General features: G+C 67.0%; 16 protein-coding genes. 6 read left to right on the forward strand and 10 right to left on the reverse strand.

What is annotated here, in order from left to right; all coding sequences use genetic code 11:
* Positions 1-45: 45 nt before the first annotated feature.
* The gene (locus ABIC65_RS16220) at positions 46-1,362 is read right to left on the reverse strand and encodes a UDP-glucose dehydrogenase family protein (RefSeq protein ID WP_354310137.1); all 1,317 of its coding nucleotides are present in this window, start codon (positions 1,360-1,362) and stop codon (positions 46-48) included.
* Positions 1,363-1,943: 581 nt separating this feature from the next.
* On the opposite strand from ABIC65_RS16220, the gene ABIC65_RS16225 reads away from it, so the two are divergent.
* From ABIC65_RS16225 to ABIC65_RS16235, 3 genes are all read left to right on the forward strand, one after another.
* Positions 1,944-3,191 (forward strand): putative bifunctional diguanylate cyclase/phosphodiesterase, encoded by a 1,248-nt coding sequence (locus ABIC65_RS16225; RefSeq protein WP_354310138.1) that lies wholly within the window; start codon positions 1,944-1,946, stop codon positions 3,189-3,191.
* Positions 3,192-3,439: 248 nt separating this feature from the next.
* A complete protein-coding gene (locus ABIC65_RS16230) occupies positions 3,440-5,647 on the forward strand; it encodes an ATP-binding protein (RefSeq protein WP_354310140.1) in 2,208 nt (735 codons plus the stop codon).
* A gap of 69 nt (positions 5,648-5,716) precedes the next feature.
* On the forward strand, positions 5,717-6,103 hold the full coding sequence (locus tag ABIC65_RS16235; protein ID WP_354310142.1) for a response regulator: 387 nt from the start codon (positions 5,717-5,719) through the stop codon (positions 6,101-6,103).
* A gap of 3 nt (positions 6,104-6,106) precedes the next feature.
* Here the strand turns inward: ABIC65_RS16235 and ABIC65_RS16240 are convergent, their stop codons facing one another.
* The 4 genes from ABIC65_RS16240 to ABIC65_RS16255 all read right to left on the reverse strand — a co-directional run bounded on the left by ABIC65_RS16240 (position 6,107) and on the right by ABIC65_RS16255 (position 10,779).
* The gene (locus ABIC65_RS16240) at positions 6,107-7,393 is read right to left on the reverse strand and encodes an MFS transporter (RefSeq protein ID WP_354310144.1); all 1,287 of its coding nucleotides are present in this window, start codon (positions 7,391-7,393) and stop codon (positions 6,107-6,109) included.
* 91 nt (positions 7,394-7,484) lie between these two features.
* Positions 7,485-8,330 (reverse strand): intradiol ring-cleavage dioxygenase, encoded by an 846-nt coding sequence (locus ABIC65_RS16245; protein WP_354310145.1) that lies wholly within the window; start codon positions 8,328-8,330, stop codon positions 7,485-7,487.
* A gap of 434 nt (positions 8,331-8,764) precedes the next feature.
* Positions 8,765-10,045 carry an ATP-binding protein gene (locus ABIC65_RS16250; protein WP_354310147.1) on the reverse strand — a complete coding sequence of 427 codons (1,281 nt, stop codon included), beginning with the start codon at positions 10,043-10,045 and terminating at the stop codon, positions 8,765-8,767.
* A complete protein-coding gene (locus ABIC65_RS16255) occupies positions 10,042-10,779 on the reverse strand; it encodes a response regulator transcription factor (protein ID WP_354310148.1) in 738 nt (245 codons plus the stop codon). The genes ABIC65_RS16250 and ABIC65_RS16255 overlap by 4 nt, the downstream gene beginning before the upstream one ends.
* A gap of 222 nt (positions 10,780-11,001) precedes the next feature.
* Here ABIC65_RS16255 and rpsU point away from each other — a divergent pair, with 222 nt between their 5' ends.
* A complete protein-coding gene (rpsU, locus tag ABIC65_RS16260; RefSeq protein WP_010545388.1) occupies positions 11,002-11,208 on the forward strand; it encodes a 30S ribosomal protein S21 in 207 nt (68 codons plus the stop codon).
* A gap of 86 nt (positions 11,209-11,294) precedes the next feature.
* Complete coding sequence (locus ABIC65_RS16265) at positions 11,295-11,888, forward strand: FKBP-type peptidyl-prolyl cis-trans isomerase (RefSeq protein WP_354310150.1); 594 nt, start codon at positions 11,295-11,297, stop codon at positions 11,886-11,888.
* Positions 11,889-12,106: 218 nt separating this feature from the next.
* Here the strand turns inward: ABIC65_RS16265 and ABIC65_RS16270 are convergent, their stop codons facing one another.
* From ABIC65_RS16270 to wecB, 3 genes are all read right to left on the reverse strand, one after another.
* On the reverse strand, positions 12,107-12,865 hold the full coding sequence (locus tag ABIC65_RS16270) for a metallophosphoesterase family protein (RefSeq protein ID WP_354310152.1): 759 nt from the start codon (positions 12,863-12,865) through the stop codon (positions 12,107-12,109).
* Positions 12,862-14,160: a UDP-N-acetyl-D-mannosamine dehydrogenase gene (wecC, locus tag ABIC65_RS16275; RefSeq protein WP_354310153.1), complete on the reverse strand. Its 1,299-nt coding sequence runs from the start codon at positions 14,158-14,160 to the stop codon at positions 12,862-12,864. The genes ABIC65_RS16270 and wecC overlap by 4 nt, the downstream gene beginning before the upstream one ends.
* A 67-nt stretch (positions 14,161-14,227) precedes the next feature.
* Positions 14,228-15,367, reverse strand: a complete 1,140-nt coding sequence (gene wecB / locus ABIC65_RS16280) for a non-hydrolyzing UDP-N-acetylglucosamine 2-epimerase (protein ID WP_354310154.1) — start codon at positions 15,365-15,367, stop codon at positions 14,228-14,230.
* Positions 15,368-15,480: 113 nt separating this feature from the next.
* On the opposite strand from wecB, the gene galU reads away from it, so the two are divergent.
* A complete protein-coding gene (gene galU, locus ABIC65_RS16285; protein WP_354310156.1) occupies positions 15,481-16,350 on the forward strand; it encodes a UTP--glucose-1-phosphate uridylyltransferase GalU in 870 nt (289 codons plus the stop codon).
* Positions 16,351-16,390: 40 nt separating this feature from the next.
* Here galU and ABIC65_RS16290 read toward each other — a convergent pair whose 3' ends face one another.
* Both ABIC65_RS16290 and ABIC65_RS16295 read right to left on the reverse strand, forming a co-directional pair.
* Positions 16,391-17,737 carry a nucleotide sugar dehydrogenase gene (locus ABIC65_RS16290; RefSeq protein WP_354310157.1) on the reverse strand — a complete coding sequence of 449 codons (1,347 nt, stop codon included), beginning with the start codon at positions 17,735-17,737 and terminating at the stop codon, positions 16,391-16,393.
* 46 nt (positions 17,738-17,783) lie between these two features.
* Entirely contained in the window at positions 17,784-18,803 is a 1,020-nt protein-coding gene (locus tag ABIC65_RS16295; RefSeq protein WP_354310158.1) for an NAD-dependent epimerase/dehydratase family protein, read from the reverse strand.
* Positions 18,804-18,808 lie beyond the last annotated feature (5 nt).

Below are 18,808 nucleotides of genomic sequence, written 5' to 3' on the forward strand. Positions count from 1 at the left end.
CATACCCGCCCCCGGCCGATCCTGCGGCGGGGGCGGGTTAGCGGGTCAGTCGCGGCTCGGCTTGCCGACGCCGGTATACTGCAGGCCGGCGCGCTCGAGCTCGGCCGGCGGATAGATGTTGCGCAGATCGACCAGGACCGGCGCGTTGAGGCTGTTCTTGATGCGGGTAAGGTCGAGCGCGCGGAACGCGTCCCACTCGGTCACGATCACCAGCGCGTCGGAGCCTTCGGCCGCCGCATAGGGGTTCTCGACGAACTCGACGTTGGTCAGCATCTTGCTGGCCTGCTCGACGCCCTCGGGGTCATAGGCCTTCACCGTCGCGCCCGCATCCTGCAGCGCGGCGATGATCGAGAGGCTCGGCGCGTCACGCATGTCGTCGGTGTTCGGCTTGAAGGTCAGGCCGAGGATGCCGACGGTCTTGCCGCGGACGTCGCCGCCCATCGCCTTGATCACCTTGCGGCCCATGGCGCGCTTGCGGGCGTCGTTCACCTGCACCGTCGCCTCGACGATGCGCAGCGGCGTCTCGTTGTCGGCCGCGGTCTTCATCAGCGCCAGCGTGTCCTTGGGGAAGCACGAGCCGCCATAGCCGGGGCCTGCGTGAAGGAACTTGCCACCGATACGATTGTCCATGCCGATGCCGCGCGACACTTCCTGCACGTCCGCACCCACCTGCTCGCACAGGTCCGCGATCTCGTTGATGAAGGTGATCTTCACCGCCAGGAAGGCGTTGGCGGCGTACTTGATCAGCTCAGAGGTGCGGCGGCCGGTGAACAGGACGGGGGCCGACTGGTTGAGCGAGAGCGGGCGGTAGATCTCGCGCATCACCTGGCGGGCGAATTCGTCATCGGTGCCGACGACGACGCGGTCGGGGCGCTTGAAGTCCTCGATCGCCGCGCCCTCGCGCAGGAATTCGGGGTTCGAGACGACCTTGGCGCCGCTATCGGGTGCGACCTCGGCGATGATCCGCTCGACTTCGTCGCCGGTGCCCACCGGCACGGTGGACTTGGTGACGATCACGCTCGGCTTGGTCAGGTTCTCCGCAATCTCGCGCGCGGCGGCGAAAACGTAGGAAAGATCGGCATGGCCGTCGCCGCGGCGGCTGGGGGTGCCGACGGCGATGAACACCGCATCGGCATCCTTCACGCCCTCGGCGAGGTCGGTGGTGAAGGAAAGGCGGCCCGCCTTGACGTTGCTGGCGACCAGCGCGTCGAGCCCAGGCTCGTAGATGGGCATCACATTCTGGTGGAGCAGCTCGATCTTGCGCGCGTCCTTGTCCACGCAGATGACTTCATGGCCGAAGTCCGAGAAGCAGGCTCCAGATACCAGGCCCACATAGCCCGTGCCGATCATCGCAATGCGCACGATTTTCCCCTGTGCCGAGAGTGCTGTTTCCAGCGGTCAGCAAAGGCTCTTAACCGAACCTGCCGCGACCGCAACCCACCGCAGTGCAGCAATTGCGTCAGGGCGTTGGCCAGAAAAGAAAAAGGCCTGCGGGGGCAGGCCTTTTTCCTAGTTAATGTCGGCCGGCGACGTGGCGCCGCCAGCGTCCAAAGGATTGAATTCAGAGCGGGCGGATCTCGGTGCCGCCGACGCCATCACGGAAGAAGAGGGTGAAGAAGGTCATTTTTTTGGCTCCCATTTCTGCGCTGTTCCGCGCAAGTCATTTCGTTAATGAAAAATTTACTTTTCCGCAATCGGGGATTCTGCGGAGGGTGAGAGCTGCGCAGATATGCAAGTTCCTGTTTACCTTTTCTTCAATCACTTTTCGTAATCCTGTCTCTCCAACGGTTCGGGGCGCGTTCGCGAGGGGCAGGTCGGGGCCGGCAGGCAGCATAAATCACGAAAAATGCCGGTTTTTGGCTGGTTTCCGCATCAGCCAGTAGTTTTTCGCGAATCTGTCCTTTATTCGGTGTGTGGCCGAACAGGCGGCGGGAGGGCATTCGGTGAGCCAGGGCTTGAACGTGTCGGCGTTGTGCCGCGTGACCAATTTCGAGACAGCGCGCCGCATCCTCGGCAAAAATGGCCTGCATTTCGCTGCCGAGGCGCTGGCAGCACGAATCGTCGCGCAGGCTGCCGGTGTGCACCTCGTCGGCGTCGGCCGTGACCTCATCGAGTTTCATATTGCCGCAGCGGATCGCGAACAGGCCACGGCCCGCCTCCAGACGCTCCGTCGTGCGCTGGATACCCAACAGCGCGAGGCCCTGCCCGAGGTGCGGCTGGAATTCGCCATCGGCGCCGCCTGCGCCTCTACCGAGGAGGGCGACACGCTGCGGTTGCTCGAGGTCGCCGAAATCGCGCTGGAGCGTGCGGGCGAGGCGGGCGGTTTCGAGATGATCGATCTTTCGCTTGCCGATCACGCGATCGACCGCCTCACGCTCATCGCCGACCTGCCGCGCGCCATCGCGGCGAGCGAGCTGTTCCTCCACTATCAGCCCAAGATCAACGTCCGCCAGCAGCAGGTGTCGAGCGCCGAGGCGCTGATCCGCTGGCAGCATCCCGAGCGCGGCCTGGTGATGCCGGGCGACTTCATCGCCGCGGCGGAGGATTCGGGCCTGATCGGCCCACTGACGCTATGGACGCTGCGCCAGGTGATCGCCGATCAGCGCCGGCTTGCCGCGCTGGGGCACGACATCCCGCTGTTCCTTAATATCTCGGGCATGCTGCTCGCCAATGCGGGCTTCATCGACGAGGTCTGCGAGATCATCACCGCCAATCCGGCGGCGAAGCTCGGCTTCGAAATCACCGAGACCGCGGTGATCCGCGATCCGGAGAGCGCCATCCGCCACCTGCAGCGCTTCGCCGATCACGGCGTGGTGCTGGCCATCGACGATTATGGCGCGGGCCTGTCCTCGCTGGCCTATCTCAAGCAGCTCCCCGCCAAGGAGCTGAAGATCGACAAGATGTTCATCACCCAGCTCACCTCGAGCCACCGCGATCCGCTGATCGTGCGGTCGACGATCGATCTCGCCCATGCGCTCGAGATGGAGGTGACTGCAGAAGGCGTGGAGACGCCGGCGGCGCTTGCCCTGTTGAGCGTGATGGGCTGTGACCTCGTGCAGGGCTATCTGATCTCCCGTCCCGTGCCGTTCCCGGCGCTCTGCTCCTATCTCGGCGAGCAGGACCAGCTGGCCGAGACCATGGCCAGCCGTCCGGTGTTTCTCCGGTCGGGAAGTTCGTGGACCCGCGCGTGAACCGCATCGGGCACCTGCTCGCTCGTGCTGTTCCGCTACTCCTCATCGTCGCTGCCCCCACAACGTTACGCGCACAGCAGTTGCCGCGGGACGTTGCCGGGCTCGTGGCGCAAGCGCGGGATCGGATTGTCGATCAATCGGCGGATCCAAAGCCGCTGATCAATCGGATCAACGATGCAGCCGATCGAAGTCAGGACCCCGGCCAGCGTGCGCTCATCCGCGGCACGGCGCTGTGGCTTCGCGCGGAAATGCAGCTGCGCTTAGACGACGTGAATGCGGCGCGTATTTCGCTGGAGGAGGCGCAAAGGGCGGTTGCGCCGATAGCCGCACCGGTACGCGTGAAGGGCGACCTTCTGCTTTCGCTCGGCAACCTGTACATGATGCGCGACCAAGCAGCCGAGGCGCTGTCGGCGTTTCAGCGCGCCTATCGAATTTTCGAACAATTGCATGAGGTCCGCAGTCAGGCGCTGGCGCTTCAGTCGATCGGCTCCTTGTATGTGATCGCGCGTGATGATCACCGGGCCGAACGCTATTTCCGCCAGGCGTCTTTGCTCTACGGCGGGGACGACATCCTGTCGCTCAGCCTGCACAACAGCCGCGGCAACGTGCTGCTCGTCCTTGAACGCTACCGCGAAGCCGATGCCGAATATACCGAAGCTGTGCGCCTGGCGCGGAAGCTCGGCAAACCGGTTCTCGAAGCGCGAATTCTCGACAATTTGGCGCGGAGTCAGATCGAAGCGCGCGATCTGCGCAGTGCGCAGGCGACGCTCGATCGTGCCTTTGCGCTCGCCAAGGGGGGTGACGCGGGGGGCTTGGAGCGGCTGCTGAACGCGACCGCGGCCAAGCTGGCGAAGGACGAGGGCAATCTGCAGCGCGCGGCGGCATTGATTGGCGAGACATTCCAGGGTGTCGACCTGGCGACGACCACGCAGGATTATCGCACGCCGCATCTGTTCGCCTACCTCATCTACCGCAAGCTCGGCGAGGATCGGTTGGCGCTGCGGCACCTCGAGGCGCTCAAGCGGCTGAGCGACGAGGCGGCGAAGGTGGCGACCACCAATAGCGCCGCGCTGATGGCGGCCCGGTTCGACTATGCGAACCAGGAACTGACCATCCAGAGGCTCAAGACCGAGCAACTGCAAAAGGCCGCGCATTTCCAGCGCGTGCTCTTCCTCTCGCTCGGCGTCGCCACGCTGGTGGTGATCCTGTTGCTCAGCGTCGGGCTGTTCACCATCCGGCGCAGCCGCAACCAGGTGCGCGCGGCCAACCGCGTGCTCGCCTCCACCAATGCCGCGCTCGAAAAGGCGCTGCGTGCCAAGACCGAATTCCTGGCGACCACCAGCCATGAAATCCGCACGCCCCTGAACGGCATCCTCGGCATGACCCAGGTGATGCTGGCGGACGACGCCATCGCCGGGGACGTGCGGGAGCGGCTGGAAGTGGTGCAGGGCGCCGGGCTGACGATGCGGGCGCTGGTCGACGACATTCTCGATGTCGCCAAGATCGAGAGCGGCAATCTTAGCGTCGATCCCGTGCCGATGGATTTCCGCGCGCTCGCCGAGGAAGTCGCGCGGCTCTGGAGCGATCCGGCACAAGCCAAGGGGCTGGCCTTCGACGTCCAGCTGAAAGGCGCGCCCGGCTGGATCGTCAGCGATCCGAGCCGGCTGCGACAGCTGCTGTTCAACCTGCTGTCGAACGCGCTCAAATTTACCTCGGCCGGCGCGATCGGCTTGCGGGCAGATGTGGTGTCGGGCGAAGGTGACGCGGGCGAACGCCTGCGGATCGCGGTCTCCGATACCGGCATCGGCATCCCGGCCGACAAGCTGGGCGAGATTTTCGAGAGCTTCCGCCAGGCGGATTCGAGCACCACGCGCCAATATGGCGGCACCGGGCTGGGCCTCACTATCTGCCGCAACCTCGCCGAAGCGCTGGGCGGTGCGATCCTTGTGGCGAGCATGCCGGGCGAAGGCTCGACCTTCACGCTCGACCTGCCGCTCCTGCGCGCCGAGCCGCCGGCGGCGCTGCCGGACGCGGGCGAAGCGGGCACCGGCGTCCTGATTCTCGAGCGCAACCCGATCACCCGGGCGATGCTGCGGACTCTGTTCGAAGCCGAAGCCGACCGGGTCCGATTCGCGAAGGACCGCGATGAAGCCGTGCAGCTACTCGAATTGGAGCAGTTCGACGCGCTGGTGATTGACGAAGCGGCACTCGCGACCGCAACGCAAGATCTGGTGGAGGGGGTCGCTATCCTACGCAGTATACAGCCCGATCTATGCGCAACCTTGCTGTGGAGCGGCAAGAACGTTGAACAACGTTCGCAATTTCTGGACGCCGGCATAACACAGGTGATAGAAAAGCCTGTCGCTGGAACGGAATTGGTAGCAGCGGCACTGCCCGCGTCCGCGCGGAAAAAGAAGAAACTGGGGAACGACCCGCTTGTTTCGCAGGCGGCTTAGGGCGATAATACACCTGAACATGCACAACGTGGCCAGAACGCCGGTTTCTGCCCAGAAGGGCCAGCGTCGATGAACATCCTGTTCATCGAGGACGATCCGATGAATCGGCGCGTCGTGAAGGACATGCTCGACGTGGCCGGGGCGACGATGGCCGAGGCCGCCTGGGCCGAGGAGGGCCTCGCCCGGATCGACGACGAGACCTTCGACATCGTCCTGGTGGATCTGCGCATGCCCGGCACCGACGGGTTCGAGACGATTCGCCAGATCCGCGCGCGTCCCGATGCCAAGGCCGAACTGCCGATCATCGTCGTCACCGCCGATACCGCGCTCGACCTGCGCGAGCGCTGCCTGGCGACGGGCGCCGACGACGTGCTGTTCAAGCCGGTGGCGATGGACGCGCTGTTCGACGCGATCGGCCGGGTGCTCGCCAAGCGCGGCGGGGCGATCCTCGCCTGAGGCTCAGTCCTCGGCGATCCGGCTGTTGCGCGCGGTGTCGCGCATCGTCGCATAGGTGACGAGCGAGATGCCGATCATCGCGGTGACGTACCAGTAGAAGCCGCGCTCCCAGCCTTCCTGCTTGAACCACAGCGCCACCGAGGGCGCGGTGCCGCCGAAGATCGCGTTGGCCATGGCATAGGGCAGGGCGACGCCCAGCGTGCGGATATGTGCGGGGAACAGCTCCGCCTTCACCACTGCGTTGATCGCGGTATAGCCGGTGACGATGAGCAGCGCGGCGGTCATCAGCCAGAAGGCGGAGAGCCCGTCGCGCACGCCCTCCATCGCGACGAAGATCGGATAGGTGCAGCACACCCCCAGCACGCCGAAGCCGATCATCAGCGGCTTGCGGCCGATCCGGTCGGACAGCGCGCCCGCCAGCGGCTGGACCAGCATGAACACGAAGAGCGCGGCCGCATTCACCTGCGTGGCCGCCGCGTCGGAGAAGCCGGCGGTCTTCTTGAGGAAGGTGATCGGGTAGATGGTGTAGGCGTAGAAGGCGAGGGTGCCGCCGGCGGTGAGCAGCAGCACCAGCATCGCCTCGCGCGGATGCTGGCGGAACAGCGCGAAGGCACCCGAGGCGGCGGTCCGGTCGCGCTTGGCGAAGCTCTCGGTCTCGGCAAGGCGGCGGCGGAGCCAGTAGACGAGCAGCGCCAGCGCGCCGCCCAGCGCGAAGGGCAGGCGCCAGCCCCATTCGCGCAAGCTCCCCTCGGGCAGCACCGCCTGCAGCGCGAGCAGCGCCACCAGTGCGGTCAGCTGGCCCGAGATCAGCGTGACATATTGGAAGCTGGAGAAGAAACCGCGGTGCCGCCGTCCGGCCATCTCCGAGAGATAGGTGGCGCTGGCGCCATATTCGCCGCCGAGCGACAGACCCTGCAGCAGCCTTGCGATCACCAGCGCCGCCGTCGCCGGCCAGCCAATCGCGCTGTAGCTGGGCGTCGCCGCGATCAGCAGCGAACCGGCGCACATCAGCGTCACCGACAGGCTCAGCCCCGCCTTGCGGCCGTGGCGGTCGCCATAGACGCCCATCAGCCAGCCGCCGATCGGCCGCATGAAGAAGCCGATCGCGAAGACGATCCAGGCGTTCAGGTCCTGCGCGGTGCCGGGCGCGAAGAAGTGCGGGGCGAGATAGCTGGCCAGCGCCGCATAGGCATACCAGTCATACCATTCGACGAGGTTGCCGGCCGATCCGCCGAGGATCGAGCGAAGGCGCGTGCCGCGGTCGAGCGGAGCATCGGAAACATGGGCCATCGCGCCGATCTATAGCAAAGCGCCGCCAGCCGGAAAGGCGCATGCAGGGGGATGCTGCCCCTCGGCTGGCGGCGCAGATCGCGCGGTTGGCCTAGCGCGCGATCCCGATCACCGCGGTTGCGGTGTAGCCGGCGTCGATGCTGCCGCTCATCACGGGCGTCTGCTGGGCGATCTGGGCGGCGCTGTTGTCGCCGAAGACATTGTCCCGGGCGATCGACACGCCCGACAGATTGCTCTGGCTCGCGCTGTAGCCGGTTGCCGACGCGTAGACCGTGCCGCACGTTTCCGCCGGCATCGCCAGCTGTGAAATCAGCGTGGCGTAGCGGCCGCTCGTGGCGGTGGTGAGGCTCGAGAACACCTCGAAATGGATGTGCGGCCATCGGCCGGCATAGCAGCCCGGGAAGATGGTGGTGAAGCGCACCTGGCCATTGGCGTCGGTCACACCCACGCCGCGCAGATAGCTCTCGTTCGGCAGGTCGTAGAGCGAGTATTTTCCGTTCCGGTCGCAATGCCAGATGTACACCGCATAGCCCGCCAGCGGCGCACACCCCGTGTTCACGTCCACCACCGTCAGGGTAAGCTCCAGCTGGACGCCGGCAGCGACGGCCGTCGAGCTGCCGATGAAGCTCGGACGAATGTCGCTGCGGACGACGTTGTTCGCGGTCAGCGCATTCGAGGTCAGTCCCGAGGCGGTGTTGGTGCCGTCGGCCGGGTAGGGGCCGTTCGTCTCCGTCGGGTCCACGACGCAGCTGCCGCCGCTCGATGCGGACGGGGTCGGTGTGGGCGTGGGAGTCGGGGTGGGTGTCGGCGTGGGGGTGGCGCTGATGGTGGTCGTGCCCGCCGCGTTGGTGCCGCCGTCGCATGCCGCCAGCACCGCCGCCGTGCCCGCGCCGGTGAACCAGCGCAGCGCGCGGCGCCTGCTGGCAAGTGCATTCATGGCACGCAGATCCTGCGTGAGGCCGTGATCGTGTTGATCGGTATCGGTCAAAACCTGCCCTCCTGTCTGGCAGGATCAGGTGGACGGGCTGGATCTCATGCCGATTTCACGCTGGTTTCATTGTTGCTTCATGTTGCAAGCGGAAGACCTACCTCCACGCGTCGCGCCGGTGCGGTCCGGGCGTTGTTCGTGGGGTATCGCGCCACGGGGCGTTGGACGAGATTGATTGCGGATGCGGCCAGATGGACGTGTGCGGCAAAGCTCCGCCCGCCGGAAAGGCACGCACAGGGGGCGGCGTGCCGCTCGGCAGGCGGAGTTGCGACCGCGCGGAAAGCCGTACGCGCGACGCGGAGCCGCCGTTGGGGCTGCGGCTTGTGGGCACCGTGCGGCAGGAACGTCGCCGGACGATGTCGCGGCGTGACGGGGTGTTGCGATCAGGTTGCCAGCGGCAGCCGCACCCGCACCCGGCCACCGGCGCCGCTGGGCCGATTGGCGAGCATCACCTCGCCGCCATGGAGCTCGACGATCGATCGGACGATCGCCAGGCCCAGCCCGGTACCGCCCGTCGCGCGGTTGCGCGAGCTTTCGCCACGCACGAACGGCGCGAACAGATTCTCGGCGCGCGAAAGATCGAACCCCGGGCCTTCGTCGTCCACGTGGATCTCGCCATGCCCGTTCCGGATGCTCCAGCTGATCCGCGCGACATGGCCGTAGCGAACCGCATTCTCGATCAGGTTGCCGAACAGTCGCCGCAGCGCCTGCGCGTCGCCGATCAGCACCATGCGCGGTCCGGGCTCCACCGTCACCGGGGTGCCCGCCGTCGCCAGGTCGTCGGCCAGGCTGTCGATCAGCGTGCCGAGATCGAGCCGCACCATCTCGCCATGCGTGCGATCGTCGCGGGTGAAGCGCAGCGTCGCGGCGAGCATCGCGCGCATCTCGCCGATATCGGCGACGGCGCGCTCCCGGGCGGCTTCGGGCAGTTGCTCGATCCAGAAGGCGAGGCGGGAGAGCGGGGTGCCGAGGTCGTGCGCCATCGCCGCCAGCATCACGGTGCGGTTCTCCGCCTGCTGGAGGATGCGGGCCTGCATCGCCTCCATCGCGCGGCCGAGTTCGCGAATCTCGCGCGGACCGTCGAGCGGGATCGCCTCGGGGGCGCCGAGCCGGGCGCGCTTGGCCGCCTCCGCCAGCCGCCGGATGGGCCGGGAGATCCGCCGCGCCGCCGCCCAGGCGAGCAGCGACAGGATCACCAGCGTCAGCAACATCCACTGGAGGATCGCGACTCGCCAGCGGCCCAGCGTCGGCGCGCGGCTGACCGAGGCGACCAGCCAGCCCTTGTCGGTGCGGCGCCCGATCGTGAAGCTGCCATGGATGTCCTGGTCGGGATCGCTGGTCGGCCATTCATAATAGCCGCGCACGCTATCGGCCGGCACGGGAATCAGCGCGGCGATCGCGGAGTCGCGTTCCGGAAAGACGCGTTCTTCCGTTCGCCCGAAGCGATCGCTGTCGGCGTAATAGAGGTGGATCGCCTCGCCATGGATACGGACGGGGGCGCGGCCGGTGCGCAGCGCATCGGCGACGCGCGCGATCGGCACCGGGCCGAAGCCGGGCGGCGGACCATGGAACACCACCGCGAACTGCACCAGCATCACCACTGCCGCCGAGGTGATGGCGAACAGCATCATCGGCACCACGATCGACGCCGGGCGGCCGATCACTTGGTGGTCACCTCGGCGATGAACATATAGCCTTCGTTGCGGATGGTGCGGATCAGCTCGTCCGCGTCGGAACGGGCGAGCTTCTTGCGCAACCGGCTCATTTGCACGTCGATCGCGCGGTCGAAATGCTCGGCATGGGCGCCGCGCGAATAATCGAGCAGCGCGTCGCGGGTCAGCACCCGGCGCGGCCGCTCGACCAGCGCGAGCAGCAGCCGGAACTCGCCGTCCGACAGGTTGATCAGCACGCCTTCGGGATCATAGAGCTGCCGCCCGACCGGATCGAGCCGCCACCCGGCGAAGCGCAGATAGCTGCGCTCCAGCGTGCCCGTCGCCGCCGGCGTGGCGACGGCGCGGCGGAGAACCGACCGAATCCGCGCCAGCAATTCGCGCGGGTTGGCCGGCTTGGCGATATAATCGTCGGCGCCCATTTCGAGACCGACGATCCGATCGATGTCTTCGCTGAGCACCGAATGGAGAATCACTGCGGGACCGGCCTGCCGGTCCATCGTGCGCAGGATGGAAAGCCCGTCCTCGCCGGGCATCATCAGATCGAGCACCACCAGCGCATAGCTGTTTGCAGCGACGGCGGCGCGCATCGTGGTCGCGTCCTCGGCCGTATCGACGACATAGCCGTGCTGTGCCAGGAACGCGGCGGTAAGCTCGCGGATACCGGGATCGTCGTCGACGATGAGGATTCTGGTCTCTAGGTCCAACGCGGGGGCTGACTGCATCATGAAGTGGGTATTGCGACCCGATTCTATCGGCCGGGTTGCAGGACTGCAATCTGCTGTAATCCGCGTCGGCACGCGGCGGGACCGCTCTTCTACGGAAGCCGCTGCGCCCCGCACGCTTTTGCTTGAAGAATCGAACAGGCGCTGATAGGAGGCCCGTTCGACGCCGCACCTATGGTTTCGGCGGCCCCTTGCTATTGAGTTTGATCGGAGCTGTACGACTTTATGCAAATCATCGTTCGCGACAACAACGTCGACCAGGCGCTGCGGGCGCTCAAGAAGAAGCTGCAGCGTGAAGGCGTTTATCGTGAGATGAAGCTGCGCCGTCACTATGAGAAGCCGAGCGAGAAGCGCGCTCGCGAGCGTGCCGCCGCCGTGCGTCGCGCCCGCAAGCTGGAGCGCAAGCGCATGGAGCGCGACAGCGCCCGTTGAGGCCTGCCCGGCGCGCGTTATCCAGCGCGCGCCGTCGTTTCTGTTTCCTACATAAACGGGGATGCCTTCCCCGCCGGAGTCCGATCATGTCGGTGACCGCCGTTCCGCTCCAGCCCGTCAAGGGCAGCTACAAGCTCTGGATCTGGGTGGGGGTGCTGGCAGCGGCCGCTGTCGCCGCCGCGCTTGCCTGGACCGGCACCCGCACGCCCGCCGCGTCGCATCTCGATGCCGACGCGTTCATGGCGTGGCACAAGAACCAGTCGGGCATCCAGACCACCCCGTCGGGTCTCCAGTATCAGGTGATCGAGGCCGGAAGCGGCGCCAACCCTGCCGAGCAGGACGGCGTCGTCACCGAGATTCGCGGCGTTCTGCGCAGCGGCAAGGAATTCCAGCCCAAGACGCCGATGCGCTTCCAGATCGGCCAGCCGATGATCCCGGGCTTCACCGAAGGCGTGAAGCTGATGAAGAAGGGCGCCCACTACCGCTTCTGGCTCCCGCCGAAGCTGGGCTATGGCGCGGAGGGCGGCCAGCAGAACGAGCTGTCCGACCAGGTGCTGATCTTCGACGTCACCATGCAGGAACTGGTGCCGGCCGCGATCATCCGCCAGATGATGATGCAGCAGCAGCAGCAGCAGCAGGGCGGCATGCCGCAGGGCGCAGGCGAGGCCCCCGCCCAGTAAGCAGCTTCCGATTGCAACGTGTCGAAAAGCCCGCGAGCGACCCTCGCGGGCTTTTTCGCGTGCATCGAAGCGCTTCGGGAGGGTGAATCGCATTCGCCCCCCCGTCATCCCGGCGAAAGCCGGGATCCAGTGGGGCCTCCGTCGCGGTTCTTTCTGCAACGTAGCGGCGAATGTCCCGGCTTCCGCCGGGATGACGGCTTGGGAAGGTCGGACCTTGTTCAGGCGCCGGTGGCGAGGAAGCGGCGGTCGGCGCCGTCGAGGCACAGCGCGGTAAGGCGGCCGGTGGCGCTGGCGCCGGTGTCGATCGCGATTCGGTTCGGATGGATTTCGGGTTCGCCCACCACGGTGTGGCCATGGACGACCAGCACGCCATGATCGGCGGTGCTGCGCAGGAAGGGCGCGCGGATCCAGCGCAGGTCCTGCGGGTCCTGCGCGTCCAGCGCGACGCCGGGGCGGATGCCGGCATGGACGAACAGCACGTCGCCGATCCGGCTCGAGTCGGGCAGCGCACGAAGCAGCGCGGCATGCGCCTTCGGGATCGCCGCGCGGAGCAGCGCTGGCGCACCCACGGGATCGGCAAGCAGCGCGATCGGGTCGATACCGTAGCTGGCGGCGCATTCCTCGCCGCCGAAGTGCAGCCAGCTCTCGAGATCGCGCAGATTGCCGTCGAGCATCGCGACCAGCATCGCCTCGTGGTTGCCGCCAAGGATCGTCAGGCCGGTGTCCGTTGCCTGCCGTTCGAGCAGCAGGTCGAGCACGCCGCGCGAGTCCGGACCGCGATCGATCAGGTCGCCCAGCAGGATCAGATGCTCATGGGGACGGGGATCCGCTATCCGCTCCGCGTCGATCCGCGCCAGCAGCGCCGCAAGCAGGTCACGCCGGCCATGGACGTCGCCGATCGCATAGGCGCGGGTCCCCGCCGGCAGCGCATAGACCGGCGGCGCAGGCCTGCGGAACAGCGCGGTGAGCCTGTTCACCCGGCGAGGCGCAGGCCGGCGGCGATGCTCTCGGGGGCCGGCTGATCCGGCCAGATGCCGCGCGTGTCGTAGACCAGCTTGCCCGCGCGCTCGTCGAGCGGCACCGACTTGAACAGGTCGTGATCGACCAGCACGATGAAGATCGGGCAGCTTTCGATCGCGCTGTCGATATCGGTCAGTGTCGCGCCCGTCGCGGCGAGGGCAGGGGGGAGCGCCGGCGCATAGGGCTCGACGATGCGGACGCGGGGACCGTGCCGCTCGGCGATTGCCTGCGCGACCTTGAGCGCGGGGCTTTCGCGGAAATCGTCGATATTGGCCTTGAAGGCGAGGCCGAGGCAGGCGATCGGCGCGCCGGGCAGCCGCGCGATCAGCGCCTCTGCGCGTGCGATGCTGTGCGCGACCTTGCCGTCGTTCACTTCGCGCGCGGTGCGGATTAGCGGGCTCTGTTCGGGGTTCGAATGGACGAGGAACCAGGGGTCCACCGCGATACAGTGGCCGCCGACGCCGGGGCCCGGCGAGAGGATGTTGACGCGCGGGTGGCGGTTGGCGAGGCGGATCACTTCCCACACGTCGACGCCCATGCCCTCGGCCAGGATCGACAGTTCGTTCGCGAAGGCGATATTGACGTCGCGGAACGCATTCTCGGTGAGCTTGGTCATCTCCGCCGCGCGCGCGGTGGTGGTGACGCAGGCGCCGCGGACGAAGCGGCGGTAGAAGTGCAGTGCCTTGCGCGCGCAGCGCGGCGTGATGCCGCCGATCACCCGGTCGTTCTCGATCAGCTCGACCAGGATTCGACCGGGGAGCACCCGCTCGGGGCAATAGGCGATGGCGATGTCGGCGCTGCCGCTGCTGTGGCCGGGGACCTTGAGGTCGGGGCGGAGCTGGGCGAGCAGCGCGGCGACCTTCTCGGTGGTGCCGACGGGGGAGGTGGATTCGAGGATCACCACGTCGCCCGCCTTGAGCACCGTGGCGATGCTGGTCGCCGCCTGCAGGACATAGCCGATGTCGGGTGCATGGTTCGCCCCGAACGGGGTCGGCACGGCGATGACGAACACGTCCGCCGGCTCGATCGCCAGCGCCGCACGCAGGTTGCCGCGCGCCACCACGCCCGAGACGAGGCCGTCGAGGTCGATCTCCTCGATATGCACCCGGCCCGAGTTCACCGTCTCCACTACGCCCGCATCGACATCGATGCCGAGCACCTGCGCCCCCGTCCGTGCGATCACCGCCGCGGTGGGGAGCCCGATATAGCCGAGGCCGAGTACGGCGACCTTCGGCTCCGTGGTGACAAGCATCGCAAACTCCGCGCGAATTCAGGAGCCGCGACCATGGCAGAGAGGCGTTAAAATATCGGAAGACGGCTCAGGCGAGGCCGAAGCCGGCGCGAATGATGTCGGCGATGCGCGCGGCGGCATGGCCGTCGCCGAACGGATTGTGGGCGCGCGCCATCGCGGCATGTGCCTCGCGATCGTCGAGCAGGCGGCCGACTTCCTCGACGATGCGATCCGCATCGGTGCCGACCAGCCGGGCCGTGCCGGCGGTGACGCCCTCGGGCCGCTCGGTTGTCTCGCGCATCACCAGCACCGGCTTGCCGAGCGCAGGTGCCTCTTCCTGCACCCCGCCCGAGTCGCTCAGCACCAGATCGGCCATGCCCAGCGCGCGGATGAAGTGCGGGTAATCGAGCGGGTCGATCCGCGCGATGTTGGGCTGGTCGCCCAGGGCTGCGTCCATCACCGCGACGACGTTGGGGTTGGGGTGCACCGGAAACAGGATCGCGACGTCCGGCCGTGCTGCAATGCGGCGAAGTGCATCGGCAATCGCGGCCATGCCGCCGCCGAAATTCTCGCGGCGATGGGTGGTGACCAGCACGATCCGCTTTCCCGCGAACCGCGCCGCGATCGGGTCGAGCCCGGCCGCGAGCCCCGGCTCGGCCGCGATTCGCGCCCGCGTCGCGAGCAGCGCGTCGATCACGGTATTGCCCGTGACATGGATGGTGACGGCGGTCACATTCTCGTCGCGCAGCGCGTTGGCGGCGGTCTCGGTCGGGGCGAAATGCTGGTCGGCGATCGGCGCGACGATCCGGCGGTTCACCTCCTCCGGCCAGGGCTGGTAGATGTCACCCGATCGCAGTCCCGCCTCGACATGGCTGACGGGGATCTTGCGATAATAGGCCGCCAGCGCGCCGACCATTGCAGTGGCCGTGTCGCCCTGCACGATCACTCGGTCGGGCCGCACCGAATCGAGCGCGCCGCCGATGCCGGTCAGCAGCCGCACCGTCAGCGCATCGAGCGACTGGCCAGGGGTCATCAGGTCGAGATCGATGTCCGGCGTGATCCCCGCGATCGCCAGCACCTGATCGAGCAGGCCGCGATGCTGCGCGGTCACGCAGGTGACGACCTCGAAATCCGGCGACGCCTGCAGCGCGCGAATCACCGGGAACAGCTTGATCGCCTCGGGACGTGTGCCGAAGACGACGAACAGCTTTTTGCGAACCTGTGCCATTTCCCCCAATTAGCGTAACTGCCTCACCGAACCATTACGGATCCCGCGCGTTTGCCACCCGCGCGGTATGAGGTTATGCCGCACTGCACCCAAAATTAACCACGAGGGGGGTTATGACGATCAAGCCGCTGCGTAAGGCCGTGTTCCCGGTTGCGGGTCTCGGCACCCGGTTCCTGCCCGCCACCAAGGCGATGCCGAAGGAGATGCTGCCGGTCGTTGACCGTCCGCTGATCCAGTACGCCGTCGACGAGGCGGTGGAAGCCGGCATCGAGCAGATGATCTTCGTCACCGGCCGCGGCAAGTCCGCGCTCGAGGACCATTTCGACATCGCCTACGAGCTGGAAGCGACGATGGCCGCGCGCGGCAAGTCGCTGGACGTGCTCGACGGCACCCGCCTCAAGCCGGGCAACATCACCTATGTCCGCCAGCAGGAGCCGATGGGCCTCGGCCACGCCGTGTGGTGCGCGCGCGACATCGTCGGCGACGAGCCCTTCGCGGTGCTGCTGCCCGATGACTTCATGTTCGGCCAGCCCGGCTGCCTCAAGCAGATGGTCGACGCCTATAACAAGGTGGGCGGCAACCTGATCTGCGCCGAGGAAGTGCCGGACGACCAGACGCACCGCTACGGCATCATCACGCCGGGCACGCAGGACGGCACGCTGACCGAGGTGAAGGGCCTGGTGGAAAAGCCGGCGCCGGGCACCGCACCGTCGAACCTGTCGGTGATCGGCCGCTACATCCTGCAGCCTGAAGTGATGCGCATCCTGGAGAATCAGGGCAAAGGCGCCGGCGGCGAAATCCAGCTGACCGACGCGATGCAGAAGATGATCGGCGACCAGCCGTTCCACGGCGTGACCTTCCAGGGCACGCGCTATGACTGCGGCGACAAGGCCGGCTTCATCCAGGCCAACCTCGCGGTCGCCCTGTCGCGTCCGGACCTCGAACCGGCCGTGCGCGCCTTCGCGCAGAAGGCGCTGGGCTGAGCCCTAGCCGGCGGTGCGCCGGGCAGTCCGGCGCGCCGCCTCAGGCGCGGGCGATGTTCTCGCCCGCGACGCCGGCCTTGCCGCACGCGTTGCGGGTATCGATCACGAGCTTGGCTGAGGCAGCAAGCGCGGCATAGTCGACCGCATCGTGGTCGGTGGCGATCAGCACTGCGTCATAGTCCGCAATGGTCGCTTCGTCCCAGGCTACCCCATGACGATAGTTGAGCGTCGGATGCTCGCGGGTGCCGTTGATCTGGGCGACGTGCGGGTCGTGGAAGTCGGCCGTTGCCCCGCGCGCCTCGATCAGCTCCATCAGGCGGAGCGACGGGCTCTCGCGGATGTCGTCGACATTCTTCTTGTAGGCCACGCCCAGTACCAGAATGCGCGCGCCGCGCAGGCCGCGGCCGAAGCGGGCGTCGAGGGTGTCCGCCAGCACGCGGATCACGTGCTGCGGCATGTCGGCGTTGATCTGGCCGGCCAGCTCGATGAAGCGGGTGTGCTGGTTGTACTCGCGCGCCTTCCAGGTGAGGTAGAAGGGGTCGATCGGGATGCAATGGCCGCCCAGGCCCGGGCCCGGATAGAAGGGCATGAAGCCGAACGGCTTGGACTTGGCTGCCTCGATCACTTCCCACACGTCGATGTCCATCGCGGTGAAGATCAGCTTGAGCTCGTTGACCAGCGCGATGTTGACCGCGCGGAACACATTCTCGGTGATCTTCACCGCCTCCGCCGTCGCCGCCGAGGAGACCTGGATCGCCTCAGGCACGATGTGGCGATAGAGCGCCATGGCGAGGCCCGCCGATGCCGGATCGTCGGCGCCGACGACCTTGGGGATCTTGGTGGTGGAGAAGGTCGGGTTGCCGGGGTCCTCGCGCTCCGGCGAATAGGCGAGGAAGAAGTCCTTGCCGGCGGCAAGGCCGCCTTCCTCGAGGATCGGCTGCATCACCTCGCGGGTGGTACCGGGATAGGTGGTCGATTCGAGGATCACCAACTGGCCCTTGCGCAGGCTGTGCGCGATCGCGCGGGTGGTGTGCTCGACATATTTGAGGTCGGGCTCAAGGTGGCGTGTGAGGGGCGTCGGCACGCAGATCAGCAGGACGTCGACTTCGCCCAGCCGGTCGAGATCGGCGGTGGCGGCGAGGCGCTGCTCGCCCACCAGCGGAGCGATGCGGTCGCCGGGGACGTGCTTGATGTAGCTCTCGCCCCGGTTGAGCGCGACAACCTTCTCGGGATCGAGGTCGAAGCCCAGCACCGAACAGCCCGCCTCGCCGAACGCCACCGCCAGCGGCAGACCGACATAGCCCATGCCGATAATGCCGATCGTCGCCGCACGCGTCTCGATCCGGGTCTGCAGCTTGAGTCCATGCGCCGGCCACTCGAAGGTCATCTTGTCCGCTCCAATCGGGAGCGGCCCTTCTGCACCAGCGCCGGTTTCAGCTTCGATAATGCTCCAGATACCAGCGCACGAAGGCGGCCACGCCTTCTTCCGGCGTGGTGGAGGGCGCATAGCCGGTCAGACGGCGCAGCAGGTCGGAGGATGCCTCGGTCGCGGGCACGTCGCCGGCCTGCATCGGCAGGAAGTTCTTGATGGCGGTGCGGCCCAGCGCTTTTTCGGCCGCGCCGATATAGTCCATCAGCGGGGTAGGGCGGCCCGCGCCGATATTGACGATGCGGAAGGGGGCCGCGGGGGAAAGGCTGTCGCCCTCCACCGGTACGTCGCCCGGCACGGCGTCGACCAGTCGCACGATCGATTCGGCGAGATCGTCGATGAAGGTGAAGTCCCGCACCATCTCGCCATTATTGTACACGTCGATCGGCTCGCCCGCGAGGATGGCGCGGGTGAACTTGAACAGCGCCATGTCCGGGCGGCCCCAGGGGCCATAGACCGTGAAGAAGCGGAAGAAGGTCATCGGCGTGCGGAACAGGTGCGCGTAGCTGTGGCCCATCAGCTCCGTCGCGCCCTTGGTGGCGGCGTAGAGGCTCATCGGGGTGGCGGTGCGCTGGGTTTCGCCGAACGGCATGTCGGTATTGGCGCCGTAGACCGAGCTGGTCGAGGCGGCGAGGAAGTGGCGCACCGGATGGTGGCGCGCGAGTTCGAGCAGGTTGAACGTGCCGACGATGTTCGCGCCGATATAGCTCGCCGGCTGCTCGATGCTGAAGCGCACCCCCGCCTGGGCGGCGAGGTGGATCACCACGTCGGGCTGGAACGCCGCCCATTCGGCGGCAAGCGCTGGTTGGTCTTCGATCGAGAGGCGCGCTACCCGGAAATTCGGGTGGTTGGAGAGCATGTCGTTGCGCGCTTCCTTGAGCGCGACGTCATAGTAATCCGAGAAATTGTCGATGCCGAGCACCGTGGCACCCGCCTGCAGCAGGCGGCTGGCGGTGTGGAAGCCGATGAACCCGGCCGATCCGGTGACGAGCACGCGCGGGGGCTTGGCGGTCGGGTCGGTCATCATGG

Origin of the sequence: Sphingomonas trueperi, from assembly GCF_040545665.1 — a bacterium.
Taxonomy (GTDB): Bacteria; Pseudomonadota; Alphaproteobacteria; order Sphingomonadales; family Sphingomonadaceae; genus Sphingomonas; species Sphingomonas trueperi_B.

What these genes read in the sequence shown, in the direction of transcription:
- ABIC65_RS16230 (WP_354310140.1), top strand. Translation starts at nt 3,440, where the DNA reads ATGCAGCTGCGCTTAGACGACGTGAATGCGGCGCGTATTTCGCTGGAG.
- ABIC65_RS16235 (WP_354310142.1), top strand. Translation starts at nt 5,717, where the DNA reads ATGAACATCCTGTTCATCGAGGACGATCCGATGAATCGGCGCGTCGTG.
- ABIC65_RS16240 (WP_354310144.1), bottom strand. Translation starts at nt 7,393, where the DNA reads ATGGCCCATGTTTCCGATGCTCCGCTCGACCGCGGCACGCGCCTTCGC.
- ABIC65_RS16245 (WP_354310145.1), bottom strand. Translation starts at nt 8,330, where the DNA reads ATGAATGCACTTGCCAGCAGGCGCCGCGCGCTGCGCTGGTTCACCGGC.
- ABIC65_RS16255 (WP_354310148.1), bottom strand. Translation starts at nt 10,779, where the DNA reads ATGATGCAGTCAGCCCCCGCGTTGGACCTAGAGACCAGAATCCTCATC.
- rpsU (WP_010545388.1), top strand. Translation starts at nt 11,002, where the DNA reads ATGCAAATCATCGTTCGCGACAACAACGTCGACCAGGCGCTGCGGGCG.
- ABIC65_RS16265 (WP_354310150.1), top strand. Translation starts at nt 11,295, where the DNA reads ATGTCGGTGACCGCCGTTCCGCTCCAGCCCGTCAAGGGCAGCTACAAG.
- wecC (WP_354310153.1), bottom strand. Translation starts at nt 14,160, where the DNA reads ATGCTTGTCACCACGGAGCCGAAGGTCGCCGTACTCGGCCTCGGCTAT.
- wecB (WP_354310154.1), bottom strand. Translation starts at nt 15,367, where the DNA reads ATGGCACAGGTTCGCAAAAAGCTGTTCGTCGTCTTCGGCACACGTCCC.
- galU (WP_354310156.1), top strand. Translation starts at nt 15,481, where the DNA reads ATGACGATCAAGCCGCTGCGTAAGGCCGTGTTCCCGGTTGCGGGTCTC.
- ABIC65_RS16290 (WP_354310157.1), bottom strand. Translation starts at nt 17,737, where the DNA reads ATGACCTTCGAGTGGCCGGCGCATGGACTCAAGCTGCAGACCCGGATC.
- ABIC65_RS16295 (WP_354310158.1), bottom strand. Translation starts at nt 18,803, where the DNA reads ATGACCGACCCGACCGCCAAGCCCCCGCGCGTGCTCGTCACCGGATCG.